Annotated in this window: 11 protein-coding genes; 5 read left to right on the plus strand and 6 right to left on the minus strand. The window is 39.7% G+C overall.

Annotation, left to right across the window (positions count from 1 at the left end; translation table 11 throughout):
* Positions 1–151: 151 nt before the first annotated feature.
* The gene (locus tag EGI31_RS01740) at positions 152–1,819 is read right to left on the minus strand and encodes a tail fiber domain-containing protein (protein WP_255035403.1); all 1,668 of its coding nucleotides are present in this window, start codon (positions 1,817–1,819) and stop codon (positions 152–154) included.
* 618 nt (positions 1,820–2,437) lie between these two features.
* Here EGI31_RS01740 and EGI31_RS01745 point away from each other — a divergent pair.
* Complete coding sequence (locus EGI31_RS01745) at positions 2,438–3,166, plus strand: hypothetical protein (RefSeq protein WP_255035404.1); 729 nt, start codon at positions 2,438–2,440, stop codon at positions 3,164–3,166.
* A gap of 256 nt (positions 3,167–3,422) precedes the next feature.
* On the opposite strand, the gene EGI31_RS01750 is transcribed toward EGI31_RS01745, so the two are convergent.
* The 4 genes from EGI31_RS01750 to EGI31_RS01765 form a co-directional block, all read right to left on the minus strand.
* Positions 3,423–3,863 (minus strand): hypothetical protein, encoded by a 441-nt coding sequence (locus EGI31_RS01750; protein ID WP_255035405.1) that lies wholly within the window; start codon positions 3,861–3,863, stop codon positions 3,423–3,425.
* Positions 3,864–3,928: 65 nt separating this feature from the next.
* Positions 3,929–6,511 carry a WD40/YVTN/BNR-like repeat-containing protein gene (locus EGI31_RS01755; RefSeq protein WP_255035406.1) on the minus strand — a complete coding sequence of 861 codons (2,583 nt, stop codon included), beginning with the start codon at positions 6,509–6,511 and terminating at the stop codon, positions 3,929–3,931.
* Between the two features lie 250 nt (positions 6,512–6,761).
* Positions 6,762–7,469: a hypothetical protein gene (locus EGI31_RS01760; RefSeq protein WP_255035407.1), complete on the minus strand. Its 708-nt coding sequence runs from the start codon at positions 7,467–7,469 to the stop codon at positions 6,762–6,764.
* Positions 7,470–7,549: 80 nt separating this feature from the next.
* Complete coding sequence (locus tag EGI31_RS01765; RefSeq protein WP_255035408.1) at positions 7,550–8,839, minus strand: serine hydrolase domain-containing protein; 1,290 nt, start codon at positions 8,837–8,839, stop codon at positions 7,550–7,552.
* A gap of 96 nt (positions 8,840–8,935) precedes the next feature.
* Here EGI31_RS01765 and hisB point away from each other — a divergent pair, with 96 nt between their 5' ends.
* From hisB to coaD, 4 genes are all read left to right on the plus strand, one after another.
* Complete coding sequence (gene hisB, locus EGI31_RS01770; RefSeq protein ID WP_255035409.1) at positions 8,936–10,057, plus strand: bifunctional histidinol-phosphatase/imidazoleglycerol-phosphate dehydratase HisB; 1,122 nt, start codon at positions 8,936–8,938, stop codon at positions 10,055–10,057.
* A gap of 143 nt (positions 10,058–10,200) precedes the next feature.
* Positions 10,201–10,887, plus strand: a complete 687-nt coding sequence (locus EGI31_RS01775; protein ID WP_255035410.1) for a MotA/TolQ/ExbB proton channel family protein — start codon at positions 10,201–10,203, stop codon at positions 10,885–10,887.
* Complete coding sequence (locus EGI31_RS01780; protein ID WP_255035411.1) at positions 10,887–11,288, plus strand: ExbD/TolR family protein; 402 nt, start codon at positions 10,887–10,889, stop codon at positions 11,286–11,288. Before EGI31_RS01775 ends, EGI31_RS01780 begins: the two co-directional genes overlap by 1 nt.
* A 140-nt stretch (positions 11,289–11,428) precedes the next feature.
* A complete protein-coding gene (coaD, locus tag EGI31_RS01785) occupies positions 11,429–11,884 on the plus strand; it encodes a pantetheine-phosphate adenylyltransferase (RefSeq protein WP_255035412.1) in 456 nt (151 codons plus the stop codon).
* A gap of 2 nt (positions 11,885–11,886) precedes the next feature.
* On the opposite strand, the gene EGI31_RS01790 is transcribed toward coaD, so the two are convergent.
* Positions 11,887–13,119, minus strand: a complete 1,233-nt coding sequence (locus tag EGI31_RS01790) for a T9SS type A sorting domain-containing protein (protein ID WP_255035413.1) — start codon at positions 13,117–13,119, stop codon at positions 11,887–11,889.
* Positions 13,120–13,127 lie beyond the last annotated feature (8 nt).

The following is a 13,127-nucleotide window of genomic DNA, read 5'->3' on the forward strand; positions in this document are numbered from 1 at the left end:
TACGGAGACTCTGCCCGAACCAAAAGACTCTGCTTCAACTAAAATAGGCTATAGTATTAGATTAGCACCTCTAGCCTACTTTTTTGGGGGGCTGGGAGGCAGTGACAGAACAAAAATGGATGTACGAGAAATAAATGGTACTTCTAAAACACTACTTACTCCACATCGCCTCTATTCTATCCAACCTACTTTCTAGCTTTTGGTTCTTTGTCTTCATTTCGTCTATAATCTTTTGCTGCTCTTTCAGAGCCTCAACCAAAAGTGGCGTAATACGTGCATAATCTACGGATTTATAACCTTTGGAGTCTGTAACCACCATCTCAGGGAATAGCTTCTCGAGATCTTGTGCTACGAAGCCCATTTGATTTTTATCAGAGAAATTATGTTCTGGAAATTCATCTTTCCGCCAATCATACCTCACGCCCTGCACTTGCATTACTTGTGCCATGGCGTTATCGAGCGGCCTAAAGTTTTTCTTGAAACGTACATCGGAAGGACAAGTGACGTTAGATGCACAAACTGTACCTGTAAAAAGCCCGTTGCCAACAACGTTCAAACGCTCTGTGGGAATTGCAATACCTATTCCAAAGTTTCCATTGCTGGTTACAGACACACGTGGAGTAGTAGTCACGACATTTCCGGCAGTACCGCTCACAGAGGTATAGAGGCTTATTCGACCGTTGGTAGGATCCATACTTAATCCCCCTGCATACCCGTCTGACAACAGTTTTCTACCACCATTATAATACCCATTAAACGAAATACCCGGAAAATTGGCATCAATGCCTACACCAGAAGTATTGTCTCCAAATATAGCGGGAGTGGCTCCAACCACCTTATTCACCACCAATCCTGCCTTACTAGCATCTGTAGTACCTATACCCACATTGCCACTTCCTTGGATTCTCATGAGTTCGTTAGAACTAGTGGCATTTACTCCAGCATAAAAAATATGATGGCCCGAAAGATCATTGACTTGGTATCTTAAAGTAGAAGGATTGATACCAAACCCATAATATTGATGGTCGTTGTTGGGGCCATTGTCATACAGCACTATCTTTCGATTCTGAACAGAATTCAACAATTGGACTTGAGCATTGGTGGGCGATAATCCCACCCCCAAATTATTCCCCACTACTTGATCTCCATTATCTTTTACCCACCACCGCCAGCTATTACCTATATAAATACCAGCCTCGGTATCTGATTTCATACCATAAAATGCACCATCAGCTACACTTAGACTATTTGAACTATTGCTCATCCAAACGCCAGCCGTATTTACATTATGACGTATCCGAGCTCTTCCATTGACGTCTAACAACTCACTTGGCGTTGATAACCCAATACCTACTCTGCCGTTGCCAGTTATAAGTGCATTACCCAAGACAGAGTTAAAATAACCTGCATTTCCGTTTCCATCAGTAGTAACTTCCAAGGCATTTGAATTATTGGAACTATTGGAACTATATAACCTGGCCGTTACGCCCAAACCATTGGTGGTCGCATAAATGGGCAATCCGTAACTAGTAGGATTGGATATGGTAAAAGTCCCCGCCGAACCTGTTCCAAAATTAGTTGCAAAAAAAGCACCACCAAAATTCAAGGAATTAGATTTGGCTATCAAAGCTCCACCAGTAGCAGAACCTGAAGTGTGCTCGAAGACACCTGCAGCTCCGAACATTCCAATTTTACTAACTTCAATGGCATTTTGATTACCCGAGACATTTAAATATATCTTATTATCGAGTATCGAAACGCTATTCTGGCCAAAAGCATAGTTAACAGCTAAAGCGGCTAAAAGAAACAGTTTTTTCATGGGTATAGAATATTAATTAGAAATTAAATAAGTTAGAAACATCAATAAATAAAAATTCTAAAACAGCACTCAAAAGCTCACAAAGTACTTATATTTAAATGTTTATAAAGCCAAATTAAAGTTTATTTCTCTTTGTACCAAAAGAATTTTATTTTACGGAATAAAGGCAATACACTGATTTTGAAAACAATTCGTTGGCTTGTAAAATTTCAAATTTCACGCTCTCCAAGTCCTAATTCCAAATGCTGTTTTGGGTATTTATAACTCTTCATTATGCTATTTTTCATATTTTGAAAATTCTAGCTATTTTTTTGCCTTTGATTATCCAGGATATTATCATACAAATTTCATGGAATTTAAAATTGCTGTCAATCGGATAAACATATGGTTTTTATAATGGTGAGACTTAAACTAGAAAATATTGTAGAGATATTTGGCTATAGAATATAATTGTTATGAATTTTCAGACCTTTCACAGTCTCACTTTAGACGCTGAATTTCACTCAAATGACAAACGCTTCCTTAAAATCATCAAAAAGAGTTACTTTTTGAGACCTTGCCAAAACATAAAACCTTACAGAAAATTTATTATTTTACACAAAAAATAAATAAAGCCAAATGAAAACAAACGTAACAATTCGTGTAATTGCCAAAGGAGGGAAATTTCTGGGAGCCGACATTGGCGGAGCTTATGTGACTATCCAAAATGCCCAAACAGGCGAAATCTTGGCCGAAGGCCGTACGAGTGGCGGCTCGGGTGTGGTCAACTTGATGGACATTTCAATTAATCGCACCGAGTTCTATCCAAACACCCAAGCATCGGCTTTTAACACCACGCTTTCGCTTACAGAGCCTTGCCTTATCAAGGTAACCGCTACTGGCCCAAATGGTGGGCTACAGTCAGCCAATACGGTCACAGCCACACAGTGGATTATCCCGGGCAAAGACCTCACTGGCGGCAATGGTTTGCTTCTGGAATTACCAGGTTTGCTGGTGCAGGTACAATCGCCCCCAACACACCAAAATTTCGGATCAGTCGCCGCGGCCAAAGTTGATTTTCAAGCCAATGTAACCATGATGTGCGGCTGCCCTATCGCACCAAATACAGCTTGGAATCCTAAGTTGTTCGAGGTCGGGGCAATGATTTACCAATTGGACACGCCCAAAGGCAATGTGTATTTGGAGACCGTCAAGATGACGTTTTCGGGAGAAACAAGCCAGTTTACGGGTAGCTGGACAACGCCGAATTATGGTTTTTTTGAGGCAGTAGTTTATGCCTACCAAGCAAGCAACGGGAATTCGGGCATGGGAAAAGTTACTTTTTTTAGTGCTGCTCCATCGGCATAGAATGAAAAAAAACAAGGCATATCTCACAGGAAATATGCCTAGTTTAAACTCTTTTAAAACTTTTAGAAGATAATTTCAAAAACCTTTGATCGAAATATTATGCCTTTCAAAATAAGCACTTGATTTTGAAATCATTAATAGCTTTCTAATAAATGCCAAAACGAGATTTTAAAATCAAAATCGCGAATTGCCACTACTTGCCTATTTTTTAGATGAATAAATCTATTAAAATTCGCAAAAATAGGAAACCAGAGCTCTACTTTATGGTCTTTTCAACATACAAACTAACCTCCACCACCTGGTTTTGAGAAAGGTTGATGGTTTTGGTTAGAATATTTTTCTCGGAGGCCGCCACTATCGCTGATCCATCCTTTTTTAACACTTGCACCCTATATTCGCCAGTAGGAATTTCGAAAACAAAAGCCCCAGATTTATCCAATACTTTTTCTTTGGCCGTAACTTTATCTGAGCTTATGGTAGGACTTACCACCACTTTATAGTCTCCATAGATGGCATTTAGGTCTGCATCTGACAAACCGCAGGGATTGTCGCGATTTGGATCTAAACCCGCTGGCACCGTGCCACAGAGTGGCCCGACGGTTACTTTACCCTGTATAACGCCGAGGGCAGCGACATCGGATTTTTCACAATTCAAGAAAAAGAAACTAAGGATTACGAACAATAATTTCGCTTTCATTTTGGTATTCATTTGTTTCCAACAACAAGACTCTAAATTACGCTAAATGGTTGGAAATATTGTTTTTAATTGTCGCATCCAGTTATGTAAGCATAAAAAACGGCTCCTGTATCTACTTTAAATCCGCCCGAACCATCAGTGGGATTTATGGGTAGTAGGGTTATCGAATTTGCTGCTTTCATGGTCACGTTTGCGGTGCTACTTATCTGGTTAGTGGCCGAGATAGTCTGGGTTTTGTCAAAGGTGGTCGTTCCTGAAGTTTTATTATCGTATGGTGCCACGAGCGTCATTACTGTTTGGCAAGGATTCGGTTGGTTCAACTGTGTAGTAAAAACTCCTCTTCCGTGGGTGGCCACCACTACCGTATGATCGGCTGCACGATACCTAAGTTGATCACAACTCACATGGGCCAGTTTGGCATTGGTAGGAGCCCATTGCGGATTTCCCAAAGTGATGTTGTTGGTAGTCCATACGCCAAGGCTAGTGGCCAATAATACCTCTTGACGATTCAGTGGATTAAAGAGAGCATATCTTATGGGAATATTGGGTAGTCCGTAGGTTGCCTCGTCTTTGCTAATCCATGTAACTCCGCCGTTGTTGGTATAGAAAACTGACTTTACGTTGAAATTTGAACAGGTTACCAGTAGTTCGTTGTCATTTGCTCCTATCTCTATACAAGAAATAAAGCCTCCATTTGTTCCTAGTGTGGCCATGTCCATAATCAAAACAGGTGCAGGAGCACTAGTTGGCAAACCACTTGTAGGAATATTGGAGAGTTTGTAGACTTGGCCATTTCGAGTACCATAAAATACAGTATTTGCAGCATAGGCCGCTTTTATAAACGATACGGAAAATTGTCCTGGGAAGGTAAAGTAATTATAAACCCCGCCCAAAGGAGAAGCTGTAATAACTGACCTTGACATATAAGTTGGGCCGCCTGAATCGAAGCCCTCGTAGGTGTATAAAATATTGTTCTGAGAGTCATAATCAGCAGGATTGATAAAAGTTCCGTAGTTATTATCTACAACGGTAACGTTGGTATTAAGTGACTCATTATGAAGCTGAAACCAGTTGCCTTGTGTGGCATGAATTTGAATCGTTGGTTCGTTTTGGTCAATAAACGAACTCATGCCGTCGCAACAATCCTCCACAAAAGCGGCCGAGCCAATTACGCCAGGGGCGGTGGTAATTTTATGCGTACCATTGTCCTGAGCAGAGGTCAAAACATAACCGTCGTTAGCAATGTTTTTAATGGCTGCTGAGTAGTATTGCGTGACGTTGTAGTCTTTATTTCTGACCGAAAAATTTATTGAGTTATTACTGGTGATAGAAGCATCTCCCCAGTTTGAGGAATAATAAACTCCGCCATCATTTCCGGCAATCACCTCGTTGGGCAATCCTGGTCTAAACACAAAAGCGTGATGATCGGGATGCATGGGAGTCACGTAACTAAACGTGTTCCATGAGACGAGTGCAGCGGTAGCATTTAAAGTTCGGGCATGGGTAGCACCACCCATGAACACTAAATCAGGATTGGTAGGATGAACGGACAGAATAAGGTCATACCACGCTTGACCATTGGTAATATCACCAGTGGTGCCCCCACCGGTTGGTTTGGTAATATCTACCCAAGTGGTACCACCATCCATTGACTTCTTCATAAAATTTATTCGGTTGTTGCCGGTGTTTTGATTGGCAGCGTAGACAATTTGACCAGCCCCTGAAGTACTTGGAGCTAAACCAAGCTCAGTTCGGCCTCCCGCAAATGCAAATAAATTCGCCGTCCAAGATGAGCCATCGTTGGCCACGTTGTTGGTCTTGTATACTGCCGAGGCTGTGCTTGTGAAAAAACCATAAGACGCATAGACAACATCATCCGAACCAATTTCAAGATCCGAAACAAAAGCCGAATTGGCTCCACCAGATGGTATTGAAGGAGCCACTGTCCAACTCACCCCACCATCTGTAGATATCCAAACACCCGCCTTGGTGGCTGTAAAAACCCTTCCCGTGGAATTCACAACGATTTTCTGCACCGCTTGAAAAGCAAATGCTTGACCAGATGTGACAGCAAAATTGGGTAAAGTGTTGGCCAATCTTTTCCATGTAACACCACCATCAGTGGTTTTCCAAATACCTCCACCCTGCACAGCATCAATGTTGGAATACCCCTCACCCGTTCCAACATAGAATATTTGAGTGTTGCTGGGATCATAAGCTATACAAGAAATCGCCAAATTATCCCAGAAGTCAGATACTTTTTGCCAAGAAGCTGCTGCTGAGGTGATATCGTCATTGTACCATAATCCACCTGCAACACCGCCAGCCCATACTTTTTTCTTTGTAGTGTCGTTCGGGTCAAACATTAAGGCTCTTGTACGGCCACCAATATTATTCGGACCTCTCTCCTTCCATTCAATGCCTGGAATCTGAGCCATCACCGAAAAATAATTATTCATTAAGCCCCTCGCTTTTTCAAGTTCGTCGTAGGGAACTTTGCCAGTGAGCGGATCCATGGTCTTCATGTTTTCAAAGTTAAACCTTTCGGCAGGATTATCCCTTTCCGGAGTTCTGGCTTCTGACCGATTTTGAGAAAAGGTTAAGCTGGTAGTAAATAACCAAATAATTGTTAGTAATAAAGTTTTCACGGTTTTTAGGGCTAATTTATAGATAGTTGCAATTAAAGCAAAATCTTTTACAAATAGCAAATGTGTAACAACCTTTAATTAAGAAGAAACAAAAAGTTTGAATTTTATTAAACGGTCTTAAAACTTAGGAATTTCGTTCATTAAAAGAGTCCTGGAATGGTACTCCTAACTACGATCAAATACCAAACTCATTCTAAATAGCAACTTACAAAAACCCTGTGATAAACCGTACGATAAAGAAACAATCGGTTTAAACTTTTTTCACACCTACATAATGTTCCAAAATACATTTCACTATTAAAAACTCTCCAAGCGTATTGATTATTCTGATAAGAATATAAGTAAGTTCATACATTCTTGCTTCTGGTGGCAATATGTAATATAAATCCGAAAGGAAAACAAAGAGTACACCAGCTAAGAAAGCATTTCTAGAATCAGTAAATTTAACAAAAATACCGCTGATATAAAAAGACATAAGAACCAACCAATAGAAATTAAATTGCCACATAGTAGGCCTAGGATACGAATTAAGAAGAAACAAAAAATACAGCCCGAGTACCAATCCGATAACTATCAACGCCGTATTTTTTCTAGATTTTTTTTTGCTTTTTTCAAAACCAATAAGATAAAAAACAATGATAAAGATTAGCCTAAAAACAGGTTGTAAATAGGAATAATAAATGTCAAATTCTTTTTCGTCAGTAATTATGATAGACGACATGCCCATAACGAAAAGGCAAGCGTACACAAAACTCAATAAAAACAATGGCCTGATCGGAAATTTTATGGTCTTGAAAGATATGTAGGCAAACAGCAAGAAATAGTCAAACTGAAACAAAAACAAACTCAATAATTTGTCATAAAAGTAGCCATGTTCGGCGGGCTCTATTTTTTCGAAAAAGAAAAAATTGGCCAACAAAACCATTGAAAAAAACATAATAGAAAATCTCTGACTCATAGGTTTTAAAACTATCGCATCCTAAAATCCATCACACAACACGTCATTAGGCTTTACCTAAACTATTATGAATTTAATTCTCATTCATCCACCGCTGCAAAAACCATTTGTCTGAAGAGTGTAGAAGTTCTGTCCTCTCCTATTCTTTGGGTTTGTTTCATCAATACGCCTATGATTTTGGAATTTGGGTCTGCAAAGTAGGATGTATTGAAATATCCACCCCAGTCGAAAGTGCCCTCTGAACCGCTCCCTCCCTTTCCTTCACCTTTGGCTTTTACCAATCCGAATGCTAAACCATGGCCCGTGGCACTTTTCTCTCCACCCCAAATATCACCCAACTGGTCAGAAAGTATTGCCTTTATGGTGGTTTTGCTCAAAAAACGCTTTCCGTTGTATTCACCTCCATTGATATACATTTGTAAAAACGTTGCGTAATCTTTTGCGGTAGAAGAAAGCCCCGCACCGCCGCTGTAGAAGGATTTGGCACCTTTGGCCGGATAATCCACATCATAAAAAGTATCCGTAAAATGCACCCATTTGTTATCTTTTTTGGTGTGTACTTTTACCAATCTGTCAGCTTTGGCAGAAGGCAAATAGAAATACGTATCGCTCATGCCCATAGGCTCAAACAAATTCTTCTGCAAATACTCATCGAAAGTTTGGCCAGAAACTACCTCTATCAAATACCCCAAAACATCTAATCCCTCACTATAAATGAATTTCTCGCCAGGGTTGGCATGTAGTGGAAGTTTGGCCAATTTCTTGATGTTATCCCCAATTTTCACTGGGTTGGTAGTGAATAAATCCACAATGCCAGCCTTTTTGTAAATGGCCTTCATTTTTTCGTCGCCATCAATTACTCCGTAACCTAAACCTGAAGTATGGGTAAGCAAATGTCTGATAGTAATCTCTTTATCAGCAGGTTTTGTGGTATAGGTAGAGTCCGCCATTTTGAATCTATCCAAAACCACAGGATTCTTAAATTCAGGAATATATCTAGAAATGGGATCGTCCAATGTGAATTTCCCCTGTTCCCAAAGCATCATAATGGCTGTGGAAGTGATGGCCTTCGACATAGAGGCTATCCTGAAAATATGGTCATTTTTCATCACCACTTTATTCGGCACATCGGCATATCCAAATGCTTTTTGATAAACTATTTTACCATCTTTTACGATCAAAGCAGTGGCTCCTGGAATGGTTTCATTCTTGATGGCTTCTGCCAACATATCTTCAATCCGCTTGATTCTTTCTGAAGACATCCCAGCCGATTCTGGGGTAGATTCCTTAATCGGAGCACTGATTTTGAGCGATTTGGTCTGAGCAAAGGATTGAAATGCTACAAATAAAAGAAAAAGAAGTTTTTTCATGATTCTGAGGTTGAATTTTAGAATATTAATGGTCTAAATGTAAAGATAATTTTAAAAAGAATAATTCTAGGCCTATTTTTGCAAAAAATATAACTGATGAAGAAAGTCCTTTTTATAGATCGCGACGGCACCATAATCGTAGAACCACCCATAGATTTTCAAATAGATTCTCTCGAAAAACTTGAGTTTTTGCCCAAAGTAATCTCCAATCTCAGAAAAATATCAGAAGAAACAGATTTTGAATTGGCAATGGTCACCAACCAAGACGGCCTTGGAACGGATTCTTTTCCTGAGGAAACTTTCTGGCCAGCACACCAGAAAATGATGAATCTTTTGGAAGGTGAAAACATCCTGTTCGACGAGGTTTTTATAGACAGAACTTTCGAACACGAAAACGCCCCAACCAGGAAACCAAGAACGGGACTTTTAACCAAATACTTTGAAGGTGAGTACGATTTAGCAAATTCTTATGTTTTGGGCGATAGACTAACTGACATACAACTAGCGGCCAATTTGGGTGGAAAAGGGATTTTTATTGGCGAAATCCTGCCTGAATCTGCAACCGAAGACCAAAAAAACGCCACCGCTCTGGTCACCAAAGACTGGGATAAGATATATGAGTTCTTGAAACTTCCTGAGCGTGTAGCCGAAGTAAAAAGAACCACCAAAGAGACCGATATTTATGTAAAACTGAACCTCGACGGCAAAGGAAAATCACACATAGAAACTGGTTTGGGCTTTTTTGACCACATGCTAGACCAATTAGCCAAACACTCTGGTGCCGACTTGACCATCACCGTCAAGGGAGATTTGCACATAGACGAGCACCATACCATAGAAGACACCGCATTGGCATTGGGAGAAGCTTATTTGGTGGCTTTAGGCGACAAAAGAGGCATCAACCGTTACGGATTCCTTTTGCCGATGGACGAATGCCTTTCGCAGGTGGCCATTGACTTTTCTGGAAGACCTTGGTTGGTTTGGGATGCAAGCTTCAAACGAGAAAAAATCGGTGAAATGCCTACTGAGATGTTCATGCATTTCTTCAAAAGCTTCTCCGATACCTCAAAGTGTAACCTAAACATCAAGTGCGAAGGGGATAATGAGCACCATAAAATAGAATCGATTTTCAAAGCATGGGCGAAAGCCATAAAAATGGCTGTTCAAAGAAATATTAAAGATTTGGACGCTATGCCCAGCACAAAAGGCACTTTATAAGCAAACCAATTAGTAAAATATTTTAAGAAAAATTGATAGTTTGGTCCGATTTTTCTGATATTGGCCAAAAAAACCTTATTTTGCAAAATATTTAGGTAGCTTTTCAGTTAATAACGCAAAAAATAAATTAGACCCATCAAAATATGCTTTTAGACCTCATTCTTCAAGTACCTGTTGCCACAGACTCAACCGCAGCTGCAGCAGGAGTTCAAAGTATCAATTATCTCTCGTTGTTGTTTAAAGGTGGTATCGTTATATACCCAATAATGGCCTTGCTTTTGGTCACTTTGTTTCTCGCAGCCGAAAGATATTTGTTTATCAAAGATGCTTCAAAAATAGACATGGGCTTTCTTAGATCACTGAAAGACAATATTTTAAGAGGGGATATTCGTACGGCATCAACACTTTGCAAAGGCACAAACAAACCGATCTCAAGAATTCTCGAAAAAGGTATTGCAAGAGTTGGTAAGCCTGTAAAAGACATCGAAAGTGCTATGGAAATACAATCCAACTTGGAAATTTCTAAAATGGAAAAGAACATGGGTTATCTTGGTTTGATAGCCGGTGTGGCTCCAACTTTGGGTTTTGTGGGTACTATTTCTGGTATCATTCGTATATTTTATGAAATATCAGTAACAGGAAATTTCTCTATCGAAACCATTTCAAATGGTCTCTATGAGAAAATGATTTCGAGTTTTTCAGGTCTAGTGGTGGGTCTTTTGGCTTATTCATTCTACCATGGTATCAACATGATGATTGATAAATTCAGCATCAACCTACAAGCGACTGTAATGGACTTTTTTGATACATTAAACGAGCCGATTCGCTAATGAAATTTAAAAGACAAAGACGTTTCGAGGCCGAAGTTCAGACTTCGTCCCTAAATGATATCATGTTTTTCTTACTTTTGTTTTTCTTGATCGTATCTACGCTTGGTAGTCCGAATGTCATAAAGCTTTTATTGCCAAAGTCTGACAAATCGACGCATGACGTTAGTAAACAGCCCATTACCTTATCAATTACAGAAGACAAGCAGTATTACATCGATAAAAAACCAATTCCATTTCCACAATTGGAAGCCTCTCTCGTAGAAGCCACCACTGGAATGGAGGAACCGACCGTAATTCTCAGAGCCGAACAAAACCTGACTATTCAAGACTTGGTAGACGTGATGGCCATAGGTGCGAGAATAAAGATTAGGATGGTCTTGGCCACAGAATTATCGAAATAACCTTCTCTTTGTGAAACTTTTGTAACTTCTGATTAATTATAGAAGAACATTAAACAAATCATTACTTCGTGCAACTTTGTGACTTCTTCGTGTAACTTTGTGTTACAACCTTTTCACGAAAGATAAAAAGATAAAAAAAAATGAAGAAAATAGCCTTCTTTCCCGGTTCGTTTGATCCTTTCACCAAAGGTCATGCAGATATTGTAGAAAGAGGGCTTAGTCTTTTTGATGAAATAATCATAGGAATTGGTACCAACACCAATAAAAAGAGGTATTTCGAAATAGATGTTATAGAACGGGAAATAAAAGGTGCCTTTGCCAATGACCCGAGAATTAAAATCGTACACTACGATGATCTAACAGCCTCAGTGGCAAAGAAATATGGGGCTCAGTTTATCTTGAGAGGATTAAGAAACACCACAGACTTTGAATACGAAAATACAATATCGCAAGTTAACCGACAGTTGGCCAAGGACTTAGGAACGGTATTTCTGATAACCGCTCCCGAATTAGCACCCATCAGCTCAACGATAGTCAGAGAACTTCATAAGTTTGGGGCAGACATAACGCCTTATATTCCGTATAAAATCGAATAATATTAGTTCTTTATGAACTGTATGGACTCGTTTTGAGCAATTCGAAGAATGTATTTACCGAAAGATAAATTTTGAATATCCAATTTTATATTTGACTGACCATCGGTATTCTGTTCTTTTATCAACAAACCCCTTGAGTCAAATACCTGCATATTTACCTTCTTTTGATGGTATTTTTCTGGAACGATAACATTCAAAAAATCTGGTGTTGGATTTGGATACACAAAAATTTGCTGAGAAATATCCTGAGGTTCAATGGCTGTGATTACTTGGCCAACATAATTTAGAACTCCCCAACCTATTTGGTTTAGAATACCCAAAATCACCTGACCTGGATAATGATTGACCTCTGCAGCACCTATTTGTGGAGACATCAGCGAGTTTTCTGTTCCCTTTGGGTATTTGGATTCGTCCAGATGCGAAAGTGTGCCACCGCTTCTGAAAGTAGTCGGTGCGTACATCTTAGGGTAATCTTTGGCAAGAGGCCCATTAGAAATTTTAAAAAAAACATCCTGGCTGGTAATAGCTGCCTTTAATTGAGTGGAAGGATTACCGATTATTGCAGTGTTGGTAAGCACCTGACCGTTAGAACGCTCCGAAAAAATATCATAAATGAGTGGTAAACCTTCTATACCCCATTGTGCTTGGGTTTCGTTGGTTCCGGCCAATTTCATAGAGGTGGTAAATCCGAGGCCGTGGGCTATTTCGTGTAAAATAACCGTCATTAGGTCGTATTTAAAGGCCTGTCTGGTGCCATCGGTGTCGAATGACCAACTGATATTTTTGTTGACATTAATGCTGATATCTGCCTCGGTGCCATTAAGATTTACACCTGCAATGGACTCCGCCAATGCAGAAGGGTACCAAACCTCTTTGATAGGTGCGTTGGTAAAGTTTTTATACACTTTTTTGGCTCCAGATGTGGCCAAGGTATTCGCGGCTATCGACTCCCAAGAGGCAGTTATCTTTATTGGAACCTTACTTATCAGAACACTTTGCCAAACATCCACAGCCGCTTGAAAAGCTGCTTTGGCGTCGTTTGGGAAATTAGAGTAGGTAACATTAATGGAAGCGGTATTAGCTTGTGGTCTCAAATTACGAAAATCAGGACCTAAAAAAACGACATCTTCATTCTTATCAGAGGCATCACAGGCTATCATATACCCATCCGCCGACTCTTGGGCAAAACCCAAGAAAGAACAAAGTAATAAAAACGTAATTAGTAAATTTTTCAATAGTGTAA

It is taken from the genome of Lacihabitans soyangensis, assembly GCF_024343775.1.
Lineage (GTDB): Bacteria > Bacteroidota > Bacteroidia > Cytophagales > Spirosomataceae > Leadbetterella > Leadbetterella soyangensis.